22 protein-coding genes are annotated in these 25,565 nt (G+C 72.1%); 12 read left to right on the top strand and 10 right to left on the bottom strand.

Annotated elements, in window-relative coordinates; all coding sequences use genetic code 11:
• Positions 1 to 23 precede the first annotated feature (23 nt).
• Positions 24 to 887, top strand: a complete 864-nt coding sequence (locus tag IE294_RS38760) for an Fpg/Nei family DNA glycosylase (protein WP_189894080.1) — start codon at positions 24 to 26, stop codon at positions 885 to 887.
• A 76-nt stretch (positions 888 to 963) separates the two neighbouring features.
• Here the strand turns inward: IE294_RS38760 and IE294_RS38755 are convergent, their stop codons facing one another.
• From IE294_RS38755 to IE294_RS38745, 3 genes are all read right to left on the bottom strand, one after another.
• A complete protein-coding gene (locus IE294_RS38755) occupies positions 964 to 1,617 on the bottom strand; it encodes a zf-HC2 domain-containing protein (RefSeq protein ID WP_189894077.1) in 654 nt (217 codons plus the stop codon).
• A gap of 150 nt (positions 1,618 to 1,767) precedes the next feature.
• The gene (locus IE294_RS38750) at positions 1,768 to 2,283 is read right to left on the bottom strand and encodes a hypothetical protein (protein ID WP_189894075.1); all 516 of its coding nucleotides are present in this window, start codon (positions 2,281 to 2,283) and stop codon (positions 1,768 to 1,770) included.
• Between the two features lie 150 nt (positions 2,284 to 2,433).
• Entirely contained in the window at positions 2,434 to 2,982 is a 549-nt protein-coding gene (locus IE294_RS38745) for a sigma-70 family RNA polymerase sigma factor (RefSeq protein ID WP_103813702.1), read from the bottom strand.
• Between the two features lie 262 nt (positions 2,983 to 3,244).
• Between IE294_RS38745 and IE294_RS38740 the strand changes: the two genes are divergently transcribed.
• On the top strand, positions 3,245 to 4,393 hold the full coding sequence (locus IE294_RS38740) for a CapA family protein (protein ID WP_189894073.1): 1,149 nt from the start codon (positions 3,245 to 3,247) through the stop codon (positions 4,391 to 4,393).
• On the opposite strand, the gene IE294_RS38735 is transcribed toward IE294_RS38740, so the two are convergent.
• Positions 4,394 to 5,815 carry an amino acid permease gene (locus IE294_RS38735; RefSeq protein ID WP_189894071.1) on the bottom strand — a complete coding sequence of 474 codons (1,422 nt, stop codon included), beginning with the start codon at positions 5,813 to 5,815 and terminating at the stop codon, positions 4,394 to 4,396.
• A 349-nt stretch (positions 5,816 to 6,164) separates the two neighbouring features.
• The gene (locus IE294_RS38730) at positions 6,165 to 6,569 is read right to left on the bottom strand and encodes a universal stress protein (protein WP_189894095.1); all 405 of its coding nucleotides are present in this window, start codon (positions 6,567 to 6,569) and stop codon (positions 6,165 to 6,167) included.
• A 172-nt stretch (positions 6,570 to 6,741) separates the two neighbouring features.
• Here IE294_RS38730 and lysX point away from each other — a divergent pair, with 172 nt between their 5' ends.
• Together lysX and IE294_RS38720 are read left to right on the top strand one after the other, a co-directional pair.
• Entirely contained in the window at positions 6,742 to 10,020 is a 3,279-nt protein-coding gene (lysX, locus tag IE294_RS38725) for a bifunctional lysylphosphatidylglycerol synthetase/lysine--tRNA ligase LysX (protein ID WP_189894069.1), read from the top strand.
• A gap of 95 nt (positions 10,021 to 10,115) precedes the next feature.
• On the top strand, positions 10,116 to 10,952 hold the full coding sequence (locus tag IE294_RS38720; protein ID WP_189894067.1) for a polysaccharide deacetylase family protein: 837 nt from the start codon (positions 10,116 to 10,118) through the stop codon (positions 10,950 to 10,952).
• Between the two features lie 49 nt (positions 10,953 to 11,001).
• Here IE294_RS38720 and IE294_RS38715 read toward each other — a convergent pair whose 3' ends face one another.
• Positions 11,002 to 11,673, bottom strand: a complete 672-nt coding sequence (locus tag IE294_RS38715; protein WP_189894065.1) for a class F sortase — start codon at positions 11,671 to 11,673, stop codon at positions 11,002 to 11,004.
• Positions 11,674 to 12,005: 332 nt separating this feature from the next.
• Between IE294_RS38715 and IE294_RS38710 the strand changes: the two genes are divergently transcribed.
• Positions 12,006 to 12,986, top strand: a complete 981-nt coding sequence (locus IE294_RS38710) for a hypothetical protein (RefSeq protein ID WP_189894063.1) — start codon at positions 12,006 to 12,008, stop codon at positions 12,984 to 12,986.
• Positions 12,987 to 13,147: 161 nt separating this feature from the next.
• On the opposite strand, the gene IE294_RS38705 is transcribed toward IE294_RS38710, so the two are convergent.
• Complete coding sequence (locus tag IE294_RS38705) at positions 13,148 to 13,912, bottom strand: bestrophin-like domain (RefSeq protein WP_189894061.1); 765 nt, start codon at positions 13,910 to 13,912, stop codon at positions 13,148 to 13,150.
• A gap of 33 nt (positions 13,913 to 13,945) precedes the next feature.
• Positions 13,946 to 14,074, bottom strand: a complete 129-nt coding sequence (locus IE294_RS49165) for a hypothetical protein (protein WP_258055832.1) — start codon at positions 14,072 to 14,074, stop codon at positions 13,946 to 13,948.
• A gap of 796 nt (positions 14,075 to 14,870) precedes the next feature.
• On the opposite strand from IE294_RS49165, the gene IE294_RS38700 reads away from it, so the two are divergent.
• The 3 genes from IE294_RS38700 to IE294_RS38690 all read left to right on the top strand — a co-directional run bounded on the left by IE294_RS38700 (position 14,871) and on the right by IE294_RS38690 (position 19,061).
• Entirely contained in the window at positions 14,871 to 15,836 is a 966-nt protein-coding gene (locus tag IE294_RS38700) for an SCO0930 family lipoprotein (protein ID WP_189894094.1), read from the top strand.
• Between the two features lie 271 nt (positions 15,837 to 16,107).
• Positions 16,108 to 16,920 (top strand): SAM-dependent methyltransferase, encoded by an 813-nt coding sequence (locus IE294_RS38695; protein ID WP_189894059.1) that lies wholly within the window; start codon positions 16,108 to 16,110, stop codon positions 16,918 to 16,920.
• Positions 16,917 to 19,061: a putative bifunctional diguanylate cyclase/phosphodiesterase gene (locus IE294_RS38690; protein WP_189894057.1), complete on the top strand. Its 2,145-nt coding sequence runs from the start codon at positions 16,917 to 16,919 to the stop codon at positions 19,059 to 19,061. Before IE294_RS38695 ends, IE294_RS38690 begins: the two co-directional genes overlap by 4 nt.
• On the opposite strand, the gene IE294_RS38685 is transcribed toward IE294_RS38690, so the two are convergent.
• Positions 18,998 to 19,918, bottom strand: coding sequence for a LysR family transcriptional regulator (locus IE294_RS38685; protein ID WP_189894055.1), 921 nt, complete (start codon positions 19,916 to 19,918; stop codon positions 18,998 to 19,000). The genes IE294_RS38690 and IE294_RS38685 overlap by 64 nt on opposite strands.
• 158 nt (positions 19,919 to 20,076) lie before the next feature.
• Here IE294_RS38685 and IE294_RS38680 point away from each other — a divergent pair, with 158 nt between their 5' ends.
• Positions 20,077 to 20,967, top strand: a complete 891-nt coding sequence (locus tag IE294_RS38680) for an NAD(P)H-binding protein (protein ID WP_189894053.1) — start codon at positions 20,077 to 20,079, stop codon at positions 20,965 to 20,967.
• A 208-nt stretch (positions 20,968 to 21,175) separates the two neighbouring features.
• On the opposite strand, the gene IE294_RS38675 is transcribed toward IE294_RS38680, so the two are convergent.
• Complete coding sequence (locus IE294_RS38675) at positions 21,176 to 22,060, bottom strand: LysR family transcriptional regulator (protein ID WP_189894051.1); 885 nt, start codon at positions 22,058 to 22,060, stop codon at positions 21,176 to 21,178.
• A 120-nt stretch (positions 22,061 to 22,180) separates the two neighbouring features.
• On the opposite strand from IE294_RS38675, the gene IE294_RS38670 reads away from it, so the two are divergent.
• The 3 genes from IE294_RS38670 to IE294_RS38660 are packed head-to-tail and all read left to right on the top strand — an operon-like array spanning position 22,181 to position 25,549.
• Positions 22,181 to 22,852, top strand: coding sequence for a succinate dehydrogenase (locus IE294_RS38670; protein WP_189894093.1), 672 nt, complete (start codon positions 22,181 to 22,183; stop codon positions 22,850 to 22,852).
• A 1-nt stretch (position 22,853) separates the two neighbouring features.
• Positions 22,854 to 24,803: a fumarate reductase/succinate dehydrogenase flavoprotein subunit gene (locus IE294_RS38665; protein WP_189894049.1), complete on the top strand. Its 1,950-nt coding sequence runs from the start codon at positions 22,854 to 22,856 to the stop codon at positions 24,801 to 24,803.
• Entirely contained in the window at positions 24,800 to 25,549 is a 750-nt protein-coding gene (locus IE294_RS38660) for a succinate dehydrogenase/fumarate reductase iron-sulfur subunit (protein ID WP_189894047.1), read from the top strand. Before IE294_RS38665 ends, IE294_RS38660 begins: the two co-directional genes overlap by 4 nt.
• The last annotated feature ends 16 nt before the right edge of the window (positions 25,550 to 25,565 follow it).

Here is a 25,565-nt window from a genome sequence, read left to right as displayed (position 1 = left end):
GTGCCGGATGGCACTCTGGACGTATGCCCGAACTGCCCGAGGTAGCAGCGCTGACGGACTTCCTCACCGAGCACCTGGTCGGACGGCGGATGGTGCGGGTGCTGCCCGTGGCCATCAGCGTCCTGAAGACGTACGACCCCCCGGTCACGGCCGTCGAGGGAGCCGAGGTGACGGCCGTGCGCCGGCACGGCAAGTTCCTGGACGTCGAGACGGACGGCGGGCTGCACCTGGTGGCCCATCTGGCCCGCGCGGGCTGGCTCCAGTGGAAGGACCGGCTGCCGGACGGCCCGCCGAAGCCCGGGAAGGGCCCGCTGGCGCTGCGCGTGGCCCTGGAGACCGGCGAGGGCTTCGACCTGACCGAGGCCGGCACGCAGAAGCGCCTCGCCGTGTACGTCGTCCGCGACCCGGAAGAGGTGCCCGGCATCGCCCGCCTCGGCCCGGATCCGCTCGCCGGCGACTTCGACGAGGACCGCTTCGCCGCCCTGCTCCAGGGCGAACGGCGGCAGCTCAAGGGTGCCCTGCGCGACCAGTCGCTGATCGCGGGCGTCGGCAACGCCTACAGCGACGAAATCCTGCACGCCGCGAAGATGTCCCCGTTCAAGCTGGCCGCCTCCCTCACCCCGGAGGAGACCCACCGGCTCTACGAGGCGCTGCGCGACACGCTCACCGAGGCGGTCGAGCGCGCCCGGGGCGTCGCCGCCGGGCGGCTGAAGGCGGAGAAGAAGAGCGGCCTGCGCGTCCACGGCCGCACCGGCGAGGCCTGCCCGGTGTGCGGCGACACCATCCGCGAGGTCTCCTTCAGCGACTCCTCGCTCCAGTACTGCCCCACCTGCCAGACGGGCGGCAAGCCCCTGGCCGACCGCCGGCTGTCCCGCCTGCTGAAATGAGCCCGGGGCCCGGCTGAGGCTGTTGTGCCGGCGGGGTGTGGGTGGTGCCGAGGAGCACGGTCACGTCCCGGTGCGGTCACCGTGCCCGCACCGTGACCAGCCGTTTCCCGTCCGTCGTGCGGATCTCGAACCGGGCGATCTGCTCCGGACGCATCGCGGTGGCGCCCATCGCGGTGGTGGGCCGGGTGCCGTCGCCCGTGTTGGTCCAGCCGGCGACGACCTGTTCCGTGCCGTCGCGGCCGACCGCGACCAGCCGGCAGGTGTGCGCTCCGGAGCCGTCCTTGACCTCCAGCCGCAGATCGCTGCCGAAGTCCTCCTCCGCCGAGGTGACCCGCGCCCACACCCCGGTGTCCGGGTCGGTCGCCGCGGCGACCTGTGCGGCCGGGTCCGTGTGGCCGGCGAACGCCACGATCCCGGGACCGGCCACGGCCAGCACCACGGAGGCGGCCAGGCCGTACAGCGCCCGGCGGCGCCGCGTCCGCCGCAGGCGGGCCGGTTCGCGGAGCAGCCGGTCCAGCAGCCGGGGACCGGGCTGTGCCATGGGGTGCACGAAGCGCGGCGTGGCCCGGCGGTACAGCATCAACTGCCGGGTCGTGGCCCCGAATCCGGTCACCTGCGCCGCGCACCGAGGGCACTCCATGAGGTGGTCCTCGAAGCGGAAGGCCTCCGCCTCGTCCAGCACGCCGAGCGCGTACGCGCCGACGTCGCGATGCCTTTCCAGGGACCTCATGCCGAATCCTCGTGCCGAAGGGTGGGGGAGGGTTACTCCTTGCTCCCACCCGTACGCAGCCGACCGCCGAATCACTCAAGCCACGCGCAGAATCGCGGACGAGGGATTCGGAGCGGTCCGGCCCGCGGATTGGTGTGAATTCCGGAAGGTTCAGAAGAGGTGGATCGCGAGGTGCCCGAGGGGCAGCCCGAGCCGCCAGGCCGGGGTCCACACCTTCGGCCCGTCGTCCTCCCCGGACACCGTCCCGCCGCCGGGCACGGCGTCCAGGTCCGGCGCGAGCAGTTCGGTCTCCTCCAGCCAGCGCCAGGCGTCCGCCGCCAGGGCCAGGTCGGGGCCGGGCGCCCCGGAGCCGGCCGCCCGCTCGGTCAGCTCGGCCAGGCGCTCGCGCACCCAGTCCTGCCACGGCTGGTCGTAGGCGGTCAGCGACAGCCAGTTCTCCAGCTGGGAGATCACCCGGATGCCGGACAGCTCCCCGTCGGTGTCGGACAGGAAGACGGTCAGCGCCAGCGCGTCCCGGCCGGCCCGGAACTCGAAGGACGTCGGTGGCATCAGATCGCCGGTGCGCAGCAGCTCGTCGGCGATGTACTCGGCGTACAACCAGGCCATCGGAACGACCAGTTCACCGCCGTCGGCGCCGTCCGTGCTCTCGTGCCCTCTGTGCAGCATCCCTTCCTGCCTTCCTCCGGTGCGTGCGCGTCGCCCGAGCCCCGTCGGGACCGCGGCCCCGGTGCCCGCGAGAACGCGGATGAGGACAGCCCATGCCCGAACGGGGGCCGCAGCAAGGCGCTTTACCGAGGTTTGACCCGGCTCCCGGTTTCACCGCAGGTCGGTCGCGTAACCCGGAAGGCCCCGGCGCAGGGCGCGCAACGCGTAGTACGCGCGGGATTTCACGGTACCGGGTGGAATCCCCAGGGTCTGCGCCGCTTCCGCCACACTGGCCCCGCGGAAATACACGAGTACCAGCACGTCACGGTGTTCCGGCGTGAGTGTCTTCACAGCCTCCCGGACGTCGAGCATCGCGGCGGCCCGTTCGGCGTGGTCCGCGGTCACCCGCGCGTTCTCGGGGACCTCGTCGCCGATCTCGGGCGGTCGCGCCTGCCGGGCCCGCCGGGCGTCGATCGCGAGCCGCCGGGCCACGGTGAGCAGCCAGGGCCGTACGGAGTCGTAGCCGTCGGCGTGCAGTGCCTCCGGATGCTGCCAGGCGCGCACCAGGGTCTCCTGGACGAGGTCCTCGGCGCGCTGCCGGTCTCCGTCGCAGAGCCTGAACAGCAGGGCGAACAGGGGTCCGCCGTGCTCGCGCTGGAGCGCGGCCAGCTCGTGCTCGGCGGTCGTCGTCCCGGGGGTGAGTGAGGTTCCGGCCGTCATGGCCGTATGGCAGCGCAGGGCGCGGCCGGCGGACAGGGGGCGGACCCGGTTGTGCGACGGACGGTCGAACGCGTCGATGAACGGTCGGACGAGCGGTACGCCGGGGCCCCGGCGAGCCGTGCGTCAGGACCCGGACGAGCGGTACGCCAGGGCCCCGGACGGGCTAAGGACGACTCCCGGGCTGTTTATCCGACTCGTCAGATTCATACCCATATGCCCGTGACGGCTTCGTCTGTATATACGACAATCTTGGGGTGAGTTGATGATCGGACGCAGACAGCAGGTGGCCCTGGTCCTGACCGCCGTCCTCGCGGCCGGAGCCGCCTGCCAGAACCAGAACCGGGAGTCCGGCGCGGAGGGACGTTCCGCGCCCGCCGCCGCGGACGGCTTCACCCTCGTCGCCTCCGGAGACGTGCTGCCGCACACCTCCGTCATCGAGCGCGCCTCCTTCGACGCCGGCGGCAGCGGCCACGACTTCCGCCCGATGCTCGCCGGCGTCAAACCGGTCGTCGCCGGCGCCGATCTGGCGCTGTGTCACATGGAGACCGTCTACGGCGCCGACGGCGACTACGCCGGCTACCCCGACTTCAAGTCCCCGCCGCAGATCGCCCAGGCCCTCGCCGCCACCGGCTACGACGGCTGCTCCACCGCCTCCAACCACGCCCTGGACGACGGCGCCACCGGCATCCGGCGCACCCTCGACGCCATGGACCGGGCCGGCCTCCGGCACGCCGGGACCGCCCGCACCGAGGCCGAGGCCCGCTCGCTCACGCTCCTGCGGACGGGCTCGGCCAAGGTCGCCCACCTGTCGTACACCTTCGGCACCAACGGCAACGCGCTGCCGCCCGGACAGCCCTGGGCCGTCGACCTGATCGACGCCGACCGGATGATCGCCGACGCCCGCGCGGCCCGCCGGGCCGGCGCGGACGTCGTCGTGCTCTCCGTGCACTGGGGCACCGAATGGCAGGACGAGCCCGACCGGCAGCAGCTCACCCTCGCCCAGCGGCTCACCTCCTCGGCCACGGCCGGCCGCCCGGACATCGACCTGATCCTCGGCACCCACGCCCACGTCCCGCAGGCGTACGAGAAGGTCAACGGCACCTGGGTGGTCTACGGGATGGGCGACCAGATCGCCGGCGAGATGTACAACGGCGAGGGCGCCCAGGACCCGCGCGGCAACGAGTCCACCCTCGGCCGCTTCACCTTCGCCCCGCCCGCCCGGCCGGGAGAGCCCTGGCGGGTCACCAAGGCCGAGTTCGTCCCGCAGCTGTACGACCTCGACGCCGGCCGGGTCGTCGACCTCAACAAGGCCATCGCCGAGGGCGCGGAGCTGGAGGGCGTGCGGGACCGGATCAAGGACGTGGTGCTCAGCCGGGGCGCCGGGCAGGACGGCCTGGTCATGGCCGAGTGACTACGGGGCCGGCCGCTCCGCCAGCACCGAGCGGCGGTAGGAGTAGCCGAAGTAGATACCGCAGCCGATCACGAACCACACCGCGAACCGCACCCAGGTCTGCCACTGGAGGAACGTGATCAGCCAGATCGAGAAGACGACCCCCAGCGCGGGCACGACGGGCATCCCCGGCGTCCGGAAGGTGCGCCGAAGCTCCGGCTGCCGGTAGCGCAGCACGATCACCGCGGTGCACACCACCACGAACGCCAGCAGGATGCCGATGTTGGTCAGCTCGGCCGCCTCGCCGATCGGTACGAACCCGGCGATGACGGCCGAGGCCAGCCCCACGATCCAGGTCACCCGGGTCGGCACGTGCCGCGTCGGGTGCGTCTTCGCGAACCACCGGGGCAGCAGTCCGTCCCGGGACATCGAGAACCACACCCGGGTCACGCCCAGCATGAACGTGAACATGACCGTGAGGATGCCGATGATCGCCCCGACCGCGATCACGTCGGCCAGCGCGTCCAGCCCCACCGACTTGAACGCCGTGGAGAAGCCGCTCTCCTTGTCGATGTCCTTGTAGTTCTGCATGCCCGTCAGCACCAGACAGGCCGCCACGTACAGCACCATGGAGATCACCAGCGAGTAGATGATCGCCTTCGGCATGTGCCGCTGGGCGTCCTTCGACTCCTCGGCCGCCGTCGACATCGCGTCGTAGCCGAACACGGCGAAGAACACCGTCGCGGCGCCGGTGAACGCCCCGCTGATGCCGAACGGGAAGAACGGGTGGTAGTTGCGCGTGTTGATGTGGAAGACGCCCACCCCGATCACCAGCAGCACCACCAGCACCTTCAGCGCGACCACGAACGTCTCGAAACGGGCCGCGCTGCGGATGCCCTGGTTCAGCAGCCAGGCGATCAGCAGGCAGAGCAGGGCCGCGAACAGGTCGACCCGGTGCCCGGCCCCGGTGCCGGGCGCGCCCAGCATCCACCGCGGCAGGCCGGCGCCCATCTGCTCGACCAGGAAGCTGAAGTAGCCGGAGATGCCGATGGCCACCACGGCCACGATCGCGGTGTACTCCAGCAGCAGGTCCCAGCCGATGAACCAGCCCGCGAACTCGCCGAGCACCGCGTAACCGTAGGTGTAGGCCGACCCCGCCTTCGGGATCAGCCCCGCGAACTCGGCGTACGACAGCGCCGCGCACGCGCTCGCGGCACCGGCGATCAGGAACGACACCAGCACCGCGGGCCCGGCCGTGCCGTTCGCCACCGTTCCGGCCAGCGTGAAGATGCCCGCGCCGATGATGCCGCCCACACCGATCGCGGTGAGCTGCCAGAGTCCCAGCGACCTGTCCAGCCGGGTGCCCTCGCCGACCTCCGTCTCCTCGATGTGCTCGATGGGTTTGCGGCGGAGAATCCCCTCACCCGCTCGGAGCCTGTCCATGGGCCTCACCTCTTCGCCTGCGGCAAACGGCTGACGGCGGATCATGATGGCTCAGCGAGGAGTCCCAGGGAAGGCGCCACGCACGGCCCACGCGGTGCCCGGACCCGGCCGGGGAGAGGGACGCGCCGGGTCTGCTCGCCGGCGAGGACGACGAGCCGGCGGCCGGCGACGGTACGGGCGCCACCCGGTCGCCGGGGTCGGATCGAGGCACGCGGCGGTCCTCACCCGTGCCGGTCAGGGGACACCGGGCCGGGCCGGGAGGCGGGGGCGCCCGGTGCGGCCTGCCCGCACCCCTCGGCGGTCCGTGCGCCACGCTCACCTCCGCAGGAGCGTCCCCTTCCGCGCCGCCCTACGGCACGACCGTGACCGGCCAGCGGCCCGTCTTCACCAGGCGGACCGCCACCGAGCCGATGATCCGGTGGCCGGCCTGTTCCGAGGCGCCCACCACGACCGCGTCCGCCTTCAGCTCGTCCGCCGCCTTCACCAGCCCGTTGTAGGGGTCGCCGCGGAAGGTGTGGAACTCCCAGCGCACCTCGAACGTCCCCTTGAGCCGCTCGGCCGCGTCCCGGATCTGCGCGACCAGATCCTCGGCGATCTCGTCGGTGGTCTCCGCCACCGGCGCCCCGAGCGCCGCCCCGGCCGCGAGCACCGGCTGCACGTACACCACCGCCAGCAGCGCGCGCTGGCGCCGGGCCAGACCCGCCGCGTACGAGGCGGCGCGCATCGAGGAGTCGGAGCCGTCCACGCCGACCATGATGACCTTCGGCCCGTCCGTGCCCCGTTCGAACCGGTGGGCGTGAGAGTGCTGCTCGTGATGCTGTTCCGTCACACCACGAGGCTATCGGAATCGACCGTTCCTGGTGAACGCCTGTTCACGGGGGCCGCTCGACGGGCGCGGCACGGCGGCCCTTCCTAGAGTCGGAACCATGACCGCCACCGCGGAACCCGCAGCGGGGAGGGCCGCCACGGCGCCGACACGCCCGCCCGCCGGCGGACGCCTCGGCTGGGTCCCGCAGGCCTTCGCGACCCTCTTCGCCGCCCTCGGCCTGCTGTGCGCCCTGCTCGCGATCATCAGCCCGCTGCGCCACCCGCTCCGCCCGTTCGTCCACACCCTCGACCTGCTCCTGGTCCCCATCAGCGACAACCTCGCCTACGCCGTCTTCCTGTTCCTGCTGGCCGGCGCCACCGCCGCCCGCAAGAAGATCGCCTGGTGGCTGGTCGTCGTGTATCTCGGCCTGCTCGTCCTCACCGACGCGCTCGGCACCGCCGTCGGCCTGTACGCCGAGTCACTGCCGTCCCTCGTGCTGTGCGCCCTGCTGCTACTCCTGCTCGTGCTCGCGCGCGGGCAGTTCTACGCCGTCTCCCGCCGCGGAGCCGTATGGCGGGCCCTCGCCGTGCTGCTGGCCGGGCTCGCCGTGGCGATACTCCTCGGCTGGGGCCTGGTGCTGCTCTTCCCCGGCACGCTCCCGGCCGGCCAGCACCTGGCCTGGGCCGCCGACCGGGTGTGCGGCGGGCTGGTCCCGGGCAGCGCCTTCGACGGCCGCCCACCGCGCCAGGTGACCTTCGTGCTCGGCCTGTTCGGCGCCCTCGCCCTGCTGAACGCGGCGGCCACGCTGTTCCGCTCCCAGCGCCTGGAAGCCGCCCTGCACGGCGACGAGGAGGCCCGCATCCGCGCCCTGCTCGCGGCGTACGGCCACCGGGACTCCCTCGGCTACTTCGCCACCCGGCGCGACAAGGCCGTCGTCTTCTCGCCCAGCGGCAAGGCGGCCGTCACCTACCGCGTCGAGGCCGGGGTGTGCCTGGCCTCCGGGGACCCCGTCGGCGACCCGGAGGCCTGGCCGCGCGCCATCGACGCCTGGCTGGACCTGGCCCGCCGGCACGCCTGGGCGCCCGCCGTCATGGGCGCCTCCGAGGCCGGCGCCCGCGCCTGTGCCCGCGCCGGCCTCGGCGCCCTCCAACTCGGCGACGAGGCGATCCTGCACGTCCCGGAATTCGACCTGGCCGGCCGCGGGATGCGCGTCACCCGGCAGGCCGTGCACCGGGTCCGCCGCACCGGAGCCGTCTGCCGCATCCGCCGCCACGCGCACCTCGGCGAACGCGAGATGGAGGAGATCGTCCGCAAGGCCGACGCCTGGCGGGACACCGAGACCGAACGCGGCTTCTCGATGGCCCTGGACCGGCTCGGCGACCCCGCCGACGGCGACTGCCTGCTCGTGGAGGCCCTCGGCGAGGACGGCCGGCTGCTCGCGCTGCTCTCCTTCGTGCCCTGGGGCCGCGACGGCGTCTCCCTGGACCTGATGCGCCGTGACCGCGCGGCACCCAACGGGGTCATGGAGTTCATGGTCGCCGAACTGTGCGCCGCGGCGCCGAAACTGGGCGTGCGCCGCGTCTCCCTGAACTTCGCCGTCTTCCGCTCGGCCTTCGAGGAGGGCGCCCGCATCGGTGCCGGACCGGTCCTGCGGCTGTGGCGCCGGCTGCTGCTGCTCCTCTCCCGCTGGTGGCAGCTGGAAGCCCTGTACCGGTCCAACGCCAAGTACCTCCCCGAGTGGTACCCGCGCTTCATCTGCTACGGCGACACCGCCTCCCTCGCCCGCATCGGCCTCGCCTCCGCCATCGCCGAAGGCTTCGTCTCCGTCCCCTCGCTGCGCAAACTCTGGGGAAAGGGGCACCCGGACAGCGGACGGCGGCCCGCCACCACGGCGGGCCCGTCGTCCGCGCCGGTGTCCGGCCCCGCCGGAGGGGACGGGGCCGGGCCCGCCGCACCGGACGCGGGCCCGTCCGACCAGGTCCGTGTCCGGTACCGCACCCTCGACCGGCTGCGGGCCACCGGCACCGACCCCTATCCCGTGGGCGTGCCCGCCCCGACCCACGCCCTCGCCGACGTCATCCCCGGCGCGGACGTCACCGTGGCCGGACGCGTCATGCTGGTCCGCGACCTCGGCGGCATCGTCTTCGCCGTACTGCGCGACTGGTCCGGCGACCACCAGATCGCCCTCACCCGCGACGGCTCCGGCCCGGCACTCGACCGCTTCACCCGCGACACCGACATCGGCGACCACATCACCGTCACCGGCCACGCCGCCCCCAGCGACAGCGGTGAACCCACCGTCTTCGTCACCTTCTGGCAGCTCACCGGCAAGTGCCTGCACCCCCTGCCCGACAAGCGGCGCGGCCTGACCGACCCCGAGGCCAAGGTCCGCCGCCGCCACCTGGACCTGATCACCAGCCCCGACGCCCGTGCCCTCCTGCGCACCCGCTCCGCCGCCGTCCAGGCCCTGCGCCAGGGGCTGCTGGACCGCGGCTACCTGGAGGTCGAGACCCCGGTGCTCCAGCAGGTCCACGGCGGAGCCCACGCCCGTCCCTTCACCACCCACATCAACGCCTACGACCTCGACCTGTACCTGCGCATCGCCCCCGAGCTCTACCTGAAGCGGCTGTGCGTCGGCGGCCTGGAGAAGGTCTTCGAACTGGGCCGCACCTTCCGCAACGAGGGCGTCTCCCACAAGCACAACCCCGAGTTCACGATGCTGGAGGCCTACCAGGCGCACGCCGACTACGACGTCATGCTCGACCTCGCCCGCGAGCTGATCCAGGGCGCCGCGACCGCCGCCTTCGGCTCCCCGGTCGCCCGCAGGGACGGCGGGGAGCACGACCTCTCCGGGACCTGGCCCGTCAAGACGGTGCACGGGGCGCTCTCCGAGGTGCTCGGGGAGGAGATCGGCCCCGGCACCGAGCTGCTGCGGCTGCACCGGCTGTGCGACCGTACCGGGGTGCCGTACACCGCGTACGACGGGCCCGGTGACGTCGTGCTGGAGATGTACGAGCGGCTGGTCGAGCACCGGACCGGACCGCCCACCTTCTACAAGGACTTCCCGGCCGACGTCTCCCCGCTGACCCGGCGGCACCGCACCGATCCGCGGCTCGCCGAACGCTGGGACCTCGTCGCCTTCGGCACCGAACTCGGCACCGCCTACTCCGAGCTGACCGACCCCGTCGAGCAGCGCCGCAGGCTCACCGCGCAGTCGCTGCTGGCCGCCGCCGGCGACCCGGAGGCCATGGAACTGGACGAGGACTTCCTCCAGGCCCTCGCCTACGCCATGCCCCCGACCGGCGGCCTCGGCCTCGGCGTCGACCGGGTCGTCATGCTCCTCACCGGTCTGACGATCCGTGAGACGCTGCCCTTCCCGCTCGTGCGCCGCCGCTGAGACGTCCGACGCCCACTGCGCTGTCCGGGTGCATTACCGCCGCCGCACCGGTGCCGTTGTGGTGCGCCGGACTCCGGTGGGGCGACTGATGGGTCATGCAGAAGGATCAGTTGTTCACCCGGCGCCGGATGCTCCTCGCCGGCGTCGCCGCCCTGGGAGCCGCGGGCACCGCCGGAGTCGTCCTGGCGCAAGGCGGCGAGGAGACCGCCGGGACCGCCGCCGCCCCCGTCGCCGGCCCACAGGCCCGCCAGGCGCTCAAGCCCTCCGCCTTCCGGCTCCAGCCGCTCACCGGAGACGGACCGCCACGCGCCGCGCCCCGCAGGCTGAAGGTGCGGAAGGAACCCATCATGCGGGTGTCCACGAGCGGTCGGCACATGGTGCTGACCTTCGACGACGGGCCCAACCCGGCGTACACCCCGCACATCCTGGACACCCTCGCCAAGCACGACGTACGGGCGATGTTCTTCGTCTGCGGCGAGTGCGTCGTGCAGAACAAGGAACTGCTGGCCCGGATGGCCGACGAGGGCCACGTGGTCGGCAACCACACCTGGACGCACCCGCTGCTGACCGAGCTGAACCGCCGTGAGATCCGCTCCGAGATGGAGAGCACCAGCGACGCCATCGAGGACGCCTACGGCGAGCGCCCGCAGTGGTTCCGCGCTCCCTACGGCGCCTGGAACCGCGCCGCGTTCCAACTGGGCGCGGAGATGGGCATGGAACCGATGGCCTGGACCGTGGACACCACCGACTGGATGGAGCCCGGCACCCGCACCATCATCGACCGGGTCGAGGGCGGCGCCGCCCCCGGTGTCGTGGTGCTCTCCCACGACGCCGGGGGCGACCGTTCGCAGACCGTCCGCGCGATCCGCGAGTGGCTTCCCTATCTGATCGACTCCGGATACCGCCTCACCGTGCCGCGCCGGCGCGTGTGACGCCTTCCGGCCGTACCGGCTCCTCCTGCGCCCGCCTGGCCACGGTGATTCACACGACCGTGGCCAGACGGGCGAAGACCACGACGTTCCCGTCGTAGCCGTTCTGCTTGGAGAAACCGCCGCCGCAGGTGATGACCCGCAGTTCCGGTGCCCCCTTCGAGCCGTACACCCGGTCGCCAGGGAAGTTGTTCTTCTCGAAGACCTCGACCCCGTAGATCTCGAAGACGGCGGTCTTCCCGTCCTGGCGCAGGACCTCGACCTGGTCCCCCTTCTTCAGCGCCCCGAGGCCGTAGAACACGGCGGGGCCCTGCTTGTTGTCGACGTGTCCGACGACGACCGCGGTGCCCTTCTCCCCCGGGGACACGGCGCCGGTGAACCAGCCGGCCAGGCCCGGGTTCTCCGGCGGCGGGGCGGCGACCCAGCCGTCCGCGTCCAGCCCGACCTGTACGACGGGCGCGTCCACCCGGATCGCCGGGATCCGGACCCGCTGCACGGGGGAGAACGGCAGGGAGGCGGGCGCCGCCGGGAAGGTGCCCAGGGTGGCGCGGTTGTCCGGGGCCGCCGCGGTGGCGGGCTGCGGCGGGCCGACGTCGAACTCTCCCGAACCGTTGCGAATGAGCGCCAGGCCGGTCAGCAGAACAAGCGCTATCACGCCCCAGGGGGCGCGCTTCCTCCGCCGCTCCTCCTCTTCGGCAAGCTGGGCCAGCTCGGACGCAGACATTCGTCACCCCTCTCGACGCGGGCCTCGCCACGTCCCTCGCGCATGGGAAAACGCTAAGTCCCGCGCGTGCGGCGTGCGGCGGGTCGAACGGCGAACGGGTGGCCTCGCACCCGGCCGGTGCGCCATCCGAGTTGCCGTTTCCAGGAAATTTCTGACGGTCCGTGACCTGCGGCAATATCCGATTGTGTGGTTGTCCGTCGGCGTGTCGGCTCACCAGGACGGACCATTCTCGACATGCGGGCGTGTTCTGCGCGTCTGAGGGTCTACCCGGGAGGTGTTTTCTCGCCGATCCACCGGGGACGGGACCCGGGGTGCCTCCCGCGGAGGATCACATGCGCAACCAACGCGCCCTGGCGGCGGCGTGCACCGCGGTCGCCGTGCTCGGGCTCGCCGCCCCTGACGCCGTCGCGGACGGCATGGGCAACGGGGGCGGACCGAGCAGCACCGACAACAACGCCACGGTCGTCGTGCCCGGTACCGGCAACATCGGCACCTTCAGCGGGAACGGCGTCTTCCCCGGGAACGGCGTCTTCCCCGGGAACGGGAACTTCAACGGAAACGGGAACTTCAACGGGAACGGCCACTTCAACGGCAACGGCAACTTCAACGGGAACGGGAACAACCACGGCAACGGCAACTTCAACGGGAACGGGAACAACCACGGGAACGGGAACTTCAACGGGAACAACCACGGGAACGGGAACTTCAACGGGAACGGCAACGGCCGAAGGGACGAAGGCAACGGCCGTGGAGATGAGGGCAACCGCCGAGGGGATGAGGGCAACCACCGAGGGAACGAAGGCAACGGCCGTAGGGGCGAGGACAACCACCGTGGCGATGAAGGCAACGGCCACGGAGACGACTTCGGCCGCGGGAACGACTTCGGCGGAGAAGGGTTCGGGCGCGGCGACGACTTCGCCAACTCGCGCGACATCTTCGTCACGCCCGACATCGTCTCGGCCGGAGGCCGCCTCACCATCATCGTGAACGGCTGCCGGCGCGGTACGGCGAGCTCTGACGCCTTCGGCACCATCGACCTGGAACAGTTCCACGACGACACCGCACGGGGTTTCGCCATCGTGGACCGCGACGCCGGCCGCGGCCGGTTCAACGTCACCGTCCGCTGCGACGGCCGCACCCTGACCCGCCGCGGGGCCTTCAGCGTCGTCGGCGGCGTCAACGGCGGCTTCGGTGGCAGCAGGATCAGCGGCGCGACACCCACCGACATGGCCATCGGCGGCGGCCTGGTGGGCGCGGCCGTGCTCGGCAGCGGTGCCTTCTGGCTGCGCCGCCGGCACGAGAAGCGCGCCTGAGTCCCCGGTGCGCCGCCGAGGCCACCGGATCCGTCCCCGTCCCCGAGCACACGCACGTCGGCAGGCCTTCGCCCCGGTTCCTCGCGGAAGCGGGGGCGAAGGCCTGCCGTGGCTGCCGTCCCGGTCCGGCGGCGGACGCCGCTTCGCCGGGATGGCCGGGATCAGCCGGTGATGCCCGGGAACAGGCTCTGGAACGGTTCCGCCGTCACCGCGATGCCCCGGCTGTAGGGCGCGTCGAAGTCCCAGATGAGGAACAGCATGAAGGCGATGGTCGCGGAGAACAGCCCGGCCAGGACCAGTTCGCGCCCGGTGCGCCGGATCTGGAGCGCGAACACCATGCCGACGGTGATCAGCGCGCCGGTGAGCAGCCCCCACCACACGACCGGCGGCATGGTGGCCCCGGTGGAGTCGGCGCGCGCGTTGCGCGCCTGGTCGGCGGTGGCCATCTGGTCCAGCAGCGGCTGGTAGGCCTGCGCCTCGAAGTCGTTCTTCGGCCGGTAGTCGGTGACGGCCTCCCGGACCTTGTGCAGCAGTTCGGTGCCGCGGTCCGTGACCCGCTCGTCGTCCGCCATCCTCCGCCACTCGGTGTGGACGACGTAGCCGACGTAGGCGTCGACGTCCGCACGGATCCCGTCCCGGACGTCCGGCGGGTAGACCCGGACCCGCTCCGAGATCTCGTGCAGCGCCTGGGCCTCGGTCTGCACGTGGTCCTGGGCGGCGTTGCGCGCCTCCCACACGCCCGCGATGGCCAGGCCCAGGACGATGGCGTAGATGACGCCGATCCACATCGTCATGTACTCGATGACGTCCGGGGTCTCGTTGGGATCCTCGTCCTCGGGGGCTGCCCGGTGCCGTAGCAGCGTGATGACGACCACCACGGCGCAGGCCGCCAGCATCGCGAGGACGAGAACAAGCCAATCCGACAACTGGTGCCTCCAGGGAGTGAGATGGCCGGCGCGTCAGCGCGGGCGCAGCGCCGCCACGGCGACGATCGCGGGGACGGTGATGAGCAGGACGTAGGTGACCGGCGAGGTGTGACCGCGCGTGGGGCGGCTGATGGCGTGGGGGTGGTACTCCGGGTAGCTCACCGGGGTCACGGAGGGCCGTGGGGTGGGCTTGGGCGTCGGCTTCGGCGTGGGTCTCGGCGGTGCCGGCGGCGTGGGGGTGGGGGTCGGCCGGGGTGCCGGGGGAGGCGGGAGCGCCGGAGCGGGCCGGGCGGGCGGTCGCGGCGTGGGGGCCGGTCTCGGCGGCGGTTCCGGCGTCGGTCGGGGTGGCGGTTTCGGCGTCGGAGTCGGCGTCGGCTCGGGCGGAGGCGGCGGCTTCGGCGGCGGGGTCGGTGTCGGAGTGGGCGTGGGAGTGGGCGTCGGTGTCGGCGGACACGGTGGCGGGGGCGGCTTGGGACAGGGCGGGTCGGGCCAGGGCGGGTCGGGCCAGTGATGGCCGCCGGCATGGGCCACCGCCACCGTGCCGTCCGGGCCCGTGGAGGCGTACGCGCAGGCGTCGGCCGACGCGCTGCCGGCCGGCCAGCCCACCAGGGCCCAGGTCAGCGCCAACAGGGCCAGCACCCGTGTGGCGGGCGCGCATCGGGTCACTTCGGGTCCAGGCACGACCGAGATCATGAGGCGCGGAAGGCCGCCGTACCCCGCAGTGGGCCGAGATTGCTCCGAAAGAGGGAGATGGGGTGATCAGAGGTTTGACGAACGGAAGAGTCCACTATCGCCCGATCCGCCCCCCTGGCGCTCCCGCCCCGGCCCCGGCGCCGCACGGCGGCCGGAAAGAATTTCCGGCCGCCGTTGAACACCCGGGCCCCTCCGGTGCGTACCCATGGCCGTGCGGCGGCACATCAGGGCGCTGCAATATCCAGGCGATAATGGGGAGTTGACGATGAAGACCTCCTGGCGGACCGCCTCACTGGTGGCGACAGCCGCTTCGGTGCTGGCGCTCACGACGGCGTGCGGTCAGGACAATGCCACCACTCCCGCGTCGGCGGCCCAGAACGTCGGGGCCACGGCCGCGGCCGGCGACTACGGCAACCCGGGCAGCGGCACCGCGTCGGGCGCCGGCAACGGATACGGCGCCGACGGCAACCAGAGTTCCGGCTCCCCGGCCCCGGCCATCCCCGCGGGCAAGCTCGCCGTGGCCAGTAACCCCCAATTGGGCAATGTGCTCACCGACGGCCTGGGCCTCACCCTCTACCGGTTCGACAAGGACACCGCCAACCCGCCCAGGTCCGCCTGCGACGGCGACTGCGCCACCACCTGGCCGCCGGTCCCCGCCGACGACGCCACCGCCGGCGCCGGCATCGACAAGGCGCTGCTCGGCGAGGTCACCCGTGCCGACGGCGCCAAGCAGCTCACCATCGGCGGCTGGCCGGCCTACCGTTACGCCAAGGACGTCAACGCCGGTGACGTCAACGGCCAGGGCGTGGGCGGCAAGTGGTTCGCGCTCGCCCCCACCGGCAAGAAGGCCAAGCTGTCCGATCTGCCCGGCCTGTCCGTCCGCAAGGACGCCAAGCTGGGTGACATCGTCGTCGACAAGAACGGCATGACGGTCTACCGCTTCATGAAGGACCAGGCCTGGCCGAAGTCCGTCTCCCACTGCACCGGCGCCTGCCTGGAGAAGTGGCCGGCGGTCGGCCCGGTCAACGCCGACGACACCGAGGGCGTCAAGAAGAAGGGCCTGATGCCCTTCACCCGCCCCGACGGGGTGAAGCAGATGACCGTCAACTGCTGGCCGATCTACACCTTCTCCGGGGACAAGGCCCCGGGCGACACCAACGGTCAGGGCGTGGGCGGCACGTGGTACGCCGTCTCGCCCGACGGAAAGCCGGTCGGCGCGCCGGGCGACTGATCACCTCCCCAGGTCGATCGCCCCGCCCGCCCGGCGCGCGGCCGAAGATCCGCCCCCTCCGCACCGCACGGAGGGGGCGGATCGTTGTGTGCGGTGAGCGCGCGAGCCGCCCGTACAGCCGTCACACAGCGGGGTCATACGGGCACTTGCCGCAGGCAGTGACCGGGAACGGACGGTCAATTTCCGGTTGGGGTCGCTCCATTGGCGGGCGATCAGTAGCCTCAGCTCGAACACCGGATCGCCTGCACCCGTCCACGCCTTGGAGAGATACATGGAGCGTCCCGCCTGGGCCCCACGGAGCATCGACATCTCGGTGCCCAGCGTCTCGCGGATCTACGACTACTACCTGGGCGGTTCGCACAACTTCGAGGTCGACCGGGAAGCGGCCCGCAAGGCGATGGAGTTCATGCCGGGCCTGCCGAAGATCATGCAGGCCAACCGGGCGTTCATGCGCCGGGCCGTGCGGTTCGCGGCGGGGGAGGGCATCACCCAGTTCCTCGACATCGGCTCCGGCATCCCCACCTTCGGAAACGTCCACGAGGTGGCGCAGGCGGCCGTGCCGGGCGCACGCGTGGTCTACGTCGACCACGACCCGGTGGTCGTCGCGCACAGCCAGGCGGTCCTGGCGGGCGACGACGACATCGACGTGGTCGCGGCGGACCTGCGCAAGCCCCAGGAGATTCTCTCCAGCCCCCCATTGCACCGCCTGATCGACCTGAATCGGCCAGTGGCGCTCCTCCTCGTTGCCATACTGCACTTCGTGGAAGACGCGGACGACCCGTACGGTGCGGTGGCCGAGCTGCGCGAGGCGCTCGCGCCCGGCAGCCTGCTGATCCTCACCCATGCCTCGTACGAGGGAATCCCGCTGCCCGCCGAGCGGGCCCGGGGTGCGGTGGACGTGTACAAGGACATTCGCAACCCGCTGATCATGCGCTCGCGCGACGAGATCGCGCGGTTCTTCGAGGGGTACGACATGGTGGAACCCGGACTGGTGCTGATGCCGCGCTGGCGCCCGGACTCGGCGCCGGAGGACGAGGATCCGTACGCCTTCTCCGGATTCGCCGGCGTGGGGCGTACGGCGTGAGCGCGGAGCCGGACGGGCCGGAGGGCAGACTGCGCCGGCTGACGACGATCTGGAGCCGGGCGCTCTTCCCGGTGACCTCCACGTCACTGACCCGCACCGAGTTCGAGGAACAACTGCTGCCGCTCGCCCGGCGGCTGAGCGAACTGCTGCGGGCCCGCAGCTTCGACGCGGACGCGGCGAAGGCCGTCGGCGCCGCCCTGGTCGGGGCGCACTGCACCGACCCCGAGGCACTGGCCCGCACCCTCGACTGCGTCGACGCCTACCTGGTCCTGTACTGCGGCGAGGACGGCCCCCAGGACGAACTGCGCATCCGTTCCTCCCGGTTGCAGCACGCCATGGCCGCCGGCTACGCCCAGGCGCTGCGCGAGCGCACCCTCGCCGAGCAGGAGGCCATCGCCCAGGCCGCGTTGCGGGCCCAGGGCGTGGTGGCCCAGGCGCTGCACGCGAGCGAGGCCCGCTTCCGCGCGGTCTTCGAGGGCGCCGCGATAGGAATCGGCATCGCCGACCTCGACGGCAACGTCCTCCAGGTCAACAAGGCGCTGCTGCGCATGTTCGGCCTCTCCGAGCAGACCCTGCGCGGCCGGCGCGTGCAGGACTGGGTCCACCCCGAGGACGCCCCGCAGACCTGGCGGCTGTACGACGAACTCGTGCACGGCGACCGCGAGCACTACCACGTCGAGAAGGCCTTCAACCGCCCCGACGGGACGGTCCTGTGGACCAACCTGACGGTGTCCCTGCTGCGCGACGCCGACGGTGACCCGCAGTACCAGCTCGCCCTCATGGAGGACACCACCGAGCGCCGGCTGCTCAACCTCCGGCTGCGCTACGAGGCCACGCACGACGCCCTCACCGGCCTGCCCAACCGCTCCCTGTTCTTCGAGCGGCTGGAGAAGGCCCTCGGCGCGGGCGAGGGCCAGCGCTTCGGGTTGTGCTACCTGGACCTGGACGGCTTCAAGACCGTCAACGACAGCCTCGGCCACGCGGCCGGCGACCGGCTGCTGGTGGAGGTCGCCGACCGGCTCCAGTCCTGCGCGACCGCGCCCGGCGAGATGGTCGCCCGGCTCGGCGGCGACGAGTTCGTGGCCCTGACCACCGGCCCCGGCACCGAACGGAAGGTGGACGAACTCGCCGAGCGCATCATGAACGCGCTGGTCACCCCGATCAGCATCGACGGCCGTGACCTCATGGTGCGCGGCAGCCTCGGCATCGTGGAGGGCCCGGCCGGGGAGCGCACCGCGGCCGAGGTGCTGCGCAGCGCCGACATCACCATGTACCGGGCCAAGTCGGCGGGCGGCAACCGCTCCGAACTCGCCGACCCCGAGGCTGACGCCCGCGCCATCACCCGGCACGGTCTGACCACGGCCCTGCCGACCGCGCTGGAGCGCGGCGAGTTCTTCATCGAGTACCAGCCCCTGGTCCACCTCGGCGACGGCAGCGTGCGCGGCGCCGAGGCCCTGGTGCGCTGGCTGCACCCGCAGCACGGCGTCCTCGGCCCCGACCGCTTCATCCCGCTCGCCGAGCACACCGGCCTGATCGTGCCGCTCGGCCGCTGGGTCCTGGAGGAGTCGATCCGCCAGGCCCGCGCCTGGCGGGAACTCCACGGCGGGCAGAAGGCGGCCGGCCCGCTGCGGATCAACGTCAACCTGTCCCCGTGCCAGCTCAGCCACCCCGGCCTGGTGCAGGACACGGTCGACATCCTCGAACGGACGGGCGTCACCCCGGACGCCCTGTGCCTGGAGGTCACCGAGTCCGCGCTCATCGGCGCCGACGACGACCTGCTCAAGCCCCTGCGCCGGCTCGCGGAGATGGGCGTCGACATCGCCCTGGACGACTTCGGCACCGGCTACTCCAACCTCGCCAACCTGCGCCGCCTGCCGGTGAGCATCCTCAAGCTGGACCGCTCCTTCACCCAGGGCATGCAGCAGTTCCCCGCCGACCCCGTCGACCTGAAGATCGTGGAGGGCATCGTCTCGCTCGCCCACAGCCTCGACCTGGCGGTCACGGTCGAGGGCGTGGAGACCGGCGCCCAGGCCGAGCAGTTGCGGATACTGGGCTGCGACACGGCCCAGGGCTGGTACTACGCCCGCCCGGGCCCGCCGGAGAGACTCCACGACCTGGCCCTGGTGGACGCGACGGGCTGACCGGCCGGAGCCGCGCCGCCGTCCCCCTCCCGGACGGCCGCGGCGACGGCGGCGGCCGCCCGGACGAGTGCCGCGGTGGCCGTGGAACGGGACTGCTGCGGCCAGGCGACCGCCAGCAGCGAGGGCGGCGCGTCCGGGACGGGCCGGTAGACGGCGCCCGGACGCGGATAGCGGTCGGCGACGGACGCCGGCAGCAGCGCGACCAGCTCGCCCAGGGCGACACGGGTGAGCAACTGGGCCAGATCGTGGCCCTCGTGCCGCATGTCCTCCAGGAACCGGTGCACATCCCCGGGGCGCAGCCCGAGGTCGGCGAGGAGGACGTGGTCGCGGGCGGCGAGCGGGTGGGCCGCGCCGAGCACCGCGACACGCGGCTCGGCGACCAGGGTCTCGCTGTCCAGGCCGGTGCGGTCGAAGGGCTCGTGGACCAGCGCGGCGTCTGCCTCGCCGCGCCGCAGCAGCCGCGGCTGTTCCAGCCAGCCGCACAGCCGGACCGTCACCGGGACGGCGGCCGGGTCGGTGGCGTAGCGCTCCAGGACCGGCTCCAGCAGTCCCGCGTCGCCGTCGGCCTTGACCGCCAGGACCAGCTTCCGGTCCGGGTCCGCCGCGCGCCGGGCCCGCCGCCCGGCGGCGTCCAGGGCGTCCAGCGCGAACCGCGCCTGTGCGAGGAGCACTTCGCCCGCACGGGTCAGGGCCACGCTGTGGGTGGTCCGTTCGAAGAGGGTGACCCCGAGCTCCGCCTCCAGGCGGCGGATCGCCCGGGACAGCGGCGGGGCGGAGATGCCCAGCCGATCGGCCGCGCGCGCGAAGTTGAGTTCCTCGGCGACGGCGACGAAGTAGCGCAGCGGGCGGGACTCCACGGCTTCGCCCTCCCTTGGTCAGTGCCTTCGGCTCGGCAGTACCCCCGAACTCGGTATTGCCCTGAGGGTAACAACCCGGAGCGAAGCGGTCCTTCAGTTGCCGGGCGCCGGACGGCAGGCTCGATCACGCCCCCCTCCCGTGCTTCCAGGAGCCTTCCATGATCCTTGTCACCACCCCGACCGGCCAGATCGGCAGCCGGGTCCTCGACTCCCTCCTCGACGCCGGGGACGCGGCGGGAGAAGTCCGCGTGATCGTGCGCGATCCCGAGCGCCTGTCCCCGCGCGTACGGGCCCGCGTCGAGGCCGTCACCGGCTCGCACGCCGACCCCGACGTCACCGCCAAGGCGTGCGCGGGCGTCGACCGGGTGTTCTGGCTGGTGCCGCCGACGCCCACCGCCGACAGCGTCGACGGCCACTTCGACGCCTTCACCCGGCCCCTGGTCGACGCGATCCGCGCCGGGGGCGTCGAGCGGGTCGTCGGCGTCTCCACCCTGGGCCGCGGTGTCGCCCGGAACGCCGGGCAGATCTCGGCCTCACTGGCCATGGACGACGAGATCCGGGCCACCGGTGTCCACCACCGGGCGCTGTGCCCGCCGTACCTCATGGAGAACCTGCTCCACCAGGCCGCGGCGATCCGGGACAGCGGTGTGATCGCCATGGCGACGTACGGCGACCGGGTGCTGCGCACCTGCACCACCCGTGACATCGGCGCCACAGCGGCACGGCTGCTGCTCGACGGTTCCTGGACCGGCCAGGAGGACGTCCCGATGGTCGGCCCCGACACGCTGACGCCCGAGGGCATGGCACACGTCGTCTCCGAGGTGCTGGACCGGCCGGTCCGCTTCCGGCGGATCAGCGGGGCGGAGTACCAGGCGTCGATGCTGAAGCACGGCGCGAGCGAGAACTGGGCCCAGGCCGTGGCCGACCTCGCGGCCGCGACCGCCGAGCAGGGCTTCTACGGCAGCGCGGCGCCCACCACGCCCGAGACCGCGCCCACGTCCTTCCGCCGGTGGTGCGAGGAGGTACTCAAGCCGACCGTACTGACCTGACGGCCACCTCCCACGGCTCCGCCGGCACCGCCTGGGGCTCCGCCAGGCGCCGCTGACGGTTCCGGCGGCAGTGCCGGCGGTCCCGCCAGGCGCGGCCTGTGGCTCGACCGGCGTGGCCAATGTTCCACGGGCACCGCCCACGGTTCCGCCGGCACCGCTGACTCCCAGCGGCGCCGCGCCGGCCACCAGCAGACTCCGCCCGTACCGCCTACCGCTCCAGCAGCATCCGTTGCAGTTCCCGGGCCGCTCGCGGCGGAGCCACATCGCTGCGGTGGGCGAGTGCGATGGTGCGGTGCAGGCCGGGGCGGGCCAGCGGGGTGACCCGCAGGCCCCGGCCCGCCCGGGCGGCCACCATCCGGGGGACGACGGCCACGCCGAGCCCCGCCCGGACGAATCCCAGCACCGCGTCCATCTCACCGCCCTCCACCGCGAAGTCCGGCTCGAACCCGGCGGAGCGGCACGCGGCGACGGTCAGTTCCCGCAGGTCGTACCCGTGCCGGAACATCACCAGCCGTTCCCCCTCCAGGTCGGCGATCTCCACGGCCCGTCCGCCCCGGCCGGGTTCCGGCGCCTCCGGCGAGGACACCACCACCAGGTCCTCGCGCAGCAGCTCGACGGTCGTCAGCGCGGGCGCCGGCGTCGGCAGCGGCAGCACGATCAGCGCGAGATCCAGCGCGCCGCGCGCCAGTCCCCGTACCAGGTCGTGGGAGCCGCCCTCCTCGATCAGGAGCTGGATACCGGGATACCGGTCGTGGAAGGCCCGCAGCACGTCCGGCAGCAGTCCCGTGCACAGGCTCGGCGTCGCCCCCAGCCGGACCCGTCCCCGCCGCAGCTGCACCAGTTCCTGCACCTCGTGCCGGGCGGTGTCGGCGTCGGCCAGGATGCGCCGGGCCAGCGGCAGCAGCGCCTCGCCCGCGTCGGTGAGCGTGATGTTGCCCCGGGCGCGCAGGAAGAGGTCCGCGCCCAGTTCCCGCTCCAGTGCCTTGATCTGCTGGGACAGCGAGGGCTGGGCGACGTGGACCAGCTCGGCGGCCCGGGTGAAGTGCCGGGTCTCGGCGACGGCCACGAAGTACTGGAGCTGCTGGAACTGCACACCTCCAGGATAGCCCCGGCCTATGGAAACGAGCTGGACCATGTCTTGGACCGATCGGGTCCTTCGCCCCTAGCGTGCTGTTCCATGGCTCTGGCAACGCGGACGGACCGACGGACGTCCATGGCGCGCACGATGTGGGACTCCTCCGTCGGCAAGAAGACGGTGATGGCCGTCAGCGGCGTGATCATGCTGCTGTACCTGGTCGCGCACATGATCGGCAATCTGAAGATCTACTTCGGCGCGGGCGAGTTCAACCACTACGCACACTGGCTGCGCACCGTGGGCGAGCCCTTCATGCACTACGAGTGGACGCTCTGGCTCATCCGGATCGTCCTCGTGGTCGCCGTGGTGGCCCACGCCACGTCCGCCTACCAGCTCAGCCGGCGCGACATCAAGGCACGGCCCAGCAAGTACGTGCACAAGAAGCCGCGGGCCGGCTACGCGACCCGCACCATGCGCTGGGGCGGTGTCATCCTCGGCCTGTTCATCGTCTGGCACCTCCTCGACCTGACCACCGGCACCGTGCACTCCGGCGGCTTCCAGGAGGGCCACCCGTACCAGAACGTCGTGGACACCTTCTCCACCTGGTACGGCAACGTGATCTACATCGTCGCGATGCTCGCGCTCGGCCTGCACATCCAGCACGGCTTCTGGAGCGCCGCCCAGACCCTCGGCGTCGGCAGCCGCACCCGCGACCGCGCCCTGAAGACCCTCGCGAACGTCCTCGCGCTGCTGCTCACGGCCGGCTTCATCGCCGTACCCGTGGGCGTCATGACCGGAGTGGTGAGCTGACATGACTACCTACGCCGACTACGCGACCGGCGCGCCGGTCACCGACACCAAGGCCCCCGCCGGGCCCGTCCGCGAACGCTGGGACAAGCGCCGCTTCGAGGCGAAGCTGGTCAACCCCGCCAACCGCCGCAAGCACACGATCATCGTCGTCGGCACCGGCCTGGCCGGCGGCTCTGCCGGCGCCACGCTGGCCGAACAGGGTTACCACGTCGTCCAGTTCTGCTACCAGGACTCCCCGCGCCGCGCCCACTCCATCGCCGCGCAGGGCGGTATCAACGCGGCGAAGAACTACCGCAACGACGGCGACTCCATCCACCGGCTCTTCTACGACACCGTCAAGGGCGGCGACTTCCGGGCCCGGGAGTCCAATGTGCACCGGCTCGCGCAGATCTCCGTCGAGATCATCGACCAGTGCGTGGCCCAGGGCGTGCCGTTCGCCCGTGAGTACGGCGGCCTGCTCGACACCCGCTCCTTCGGCGGTGTCCAGGTCTCGCGGACCTTCTACGCCCGCGGCCAGACGGGCCAGCAGCTGCTGCTGGGCGCCTACCAGGCGCTGTCCCGGCAGATCGCGGCCGGGAACGTGGAGATGCACCCGCGCACCGAGATGCTCGACCTGATCGTCGTCGACGGACGGGCACGCGGGATCGTGGCGCGCGATCTCATCACCGGCAGGATCGACACGTACTTCGCGGACGCCGTCGTCCTCGCCTCCGGCGGCTACGGCAACGTCTTCTACCTGTCGACCAACGCCATGAACTCCAACGCGACCGCCGTCTGGCGGGCGCACCGGCGCGGCGCGTACTTCGCCAACCCCTGCTTCACCCAGATCCACCCGACCTGCATCCCGCGCACCGGCGACCACCAGTCCAAGCTGACGCTGATGAGCGAGTCGCTGCGCAACGACGGCCGGATCTGGGTGCCCAAGGCCCAGGGCGACACCCGGCCGCCGAACGAGATCCCCGAGGACGAGCGCGACTACTACCTGGAGCGCATCTACCCCTCCTTCGGCAACCTCGTGCCCCGGGACATCGCCTCCCGCGCCGCGAAGAACGTCTGCGACGAGGGCAGGGGAGTGGGCCCCGGCGGGCAGGGTGTGTACCTCGACTTCGCGGATGCCATCCGGCGGATGGGGCGCGAGGCCGTCGAGGCCAAGTACGGCAACCTCTTCGACATGTACCAGCGGATCACCGACGAGGATCCGTACGAGGTGCCGATGCGGATCTACCCGGCCGTGCACTACACGATGGGCGGCCTGTGGGTCGACTACGACCTCCAGACCACGATCCCCGGCCTGTTCGCGATCGGCGAGGCCAACTTCTCCGACCACGGCGCGAACCGGCTCGGCGCCTCGGCGCTGATGCAGGGCCTGGCCGACGGCTACTTCGTGCTGCCGGCCACCATCAACGACTACCTGGCCCGCAACCCGCACCAGGAACCGGTCACCGAAGGCCACCCCGTCGTCCAGGAGGTGCTGGCCGAGACCGAGGACCGGATCAACCTGCTGCTGGCCGTGGACGGTGACCGCACCCCGGACTCCTTCCACCGCGAACTCGGCGAGCTGATGTGGGAGTTCTGCGGCATGGCCCGCTCCGACACGGGGCTGCGCAAGGCGCTGGAGCGCATCCCGCAGATCCGCGAGGAGTTCTGGCGCCGGATCAAGGTGCCCGGCACCGGCGAGGAGTTCAACCAGTCGCTGGAGAAGGCCAACCGGATCGTCGACTACCTGGAGCTCGCCGAGCTGATGTGCCTCGACGCGCTGCACCGCACCGAGTCCTGCGGCGGCCACTTCCGCGAGGAGTCCCAGACCCCGGACGGCGAGGCCGCCCGCAAGGACGAGGAGTTCTCGTACGCCGCCGCCTGGGAGTTCACCGGCACCGGCGAGGCCCCCGTCCTGCACAAGGAAGACCTGGTCTTCGAGTACGTCCATCCCACCCAGCGGAGCTACGCATGAAGCTCACCCTGCGCGTCTGGCGGCAGAAGAACGCCGACGCCGAAGGAGCGATGTCCACCTACGAGGTGGACGACATCTCGCCCGACATGTCCTTCCTGGAGATGCTGGACGTCCTCAACGAACAGCTCATCCTCTCCGGGGAGGAGCCGGTCGCCTTCGACCACGACTGCCGCGAGGGCATCTGCGGCGCGTGCTCGCTCGTCATCAACGGCGACGCGCACGGACCGGAGCGCACCACCACCTGCCAGCTGCACATGCGGTCCTTCCGGGACGGCGACACGATCGACATCGAGCCGTGGCGGGCGTCCGCGTTCCCGGTGATCAAGGACCTGGTCGTGGACCGGTCGGCGTTCGACCGGATCATCCAGGCCGGCGGCTACATCACCGCGCCGACCGGCTCCGCGCCCGAGGCCCACGCCACGCCGGTGCCGAAGGCCGACGCCGACTTCGCGTTCGAGCACGCCGAGTGCATCGGGTGCGGGGCCTGCGTCGCCGCGTGTCCCAACGGGGCGGCGATGCTGTTCACCTCCGCCAAAGTCAACCATCTGAACGTACTGCCCCAGGGCGCGCCCGAGCGGGAGACGCGGGTGCTGGACATGGTGGCGCAGATGGACGCGGAGGGGTTCGGCGGCTGCACGCTGACCGGTGAGTGCGCGACCGCCTGTCCCAAGGGGATCCCGCTGGTCTCGATCACCGGCATGAACAAGGAGTGGCTGCGGGCCACCCGGAAGGCCGGCAAGAGGTAGCACACAAGAGCGTTCG

The sequence above is a fragment of the Streptomyces canarius genome, assembly GCF_014650735.1.
In the GTDB taxonomy this organism is placed as follows: Bacteria; Actinomycetota; Actinomycetes; order Streptomycetales; family Streptomycetaceae; genus Streptomyces; species Streptomyces olivaceoviridis.
Note: the sequence above shows the minus strand (reverse complement) of the source record. Positions and strands in the feature narration are given on the sequence as shown.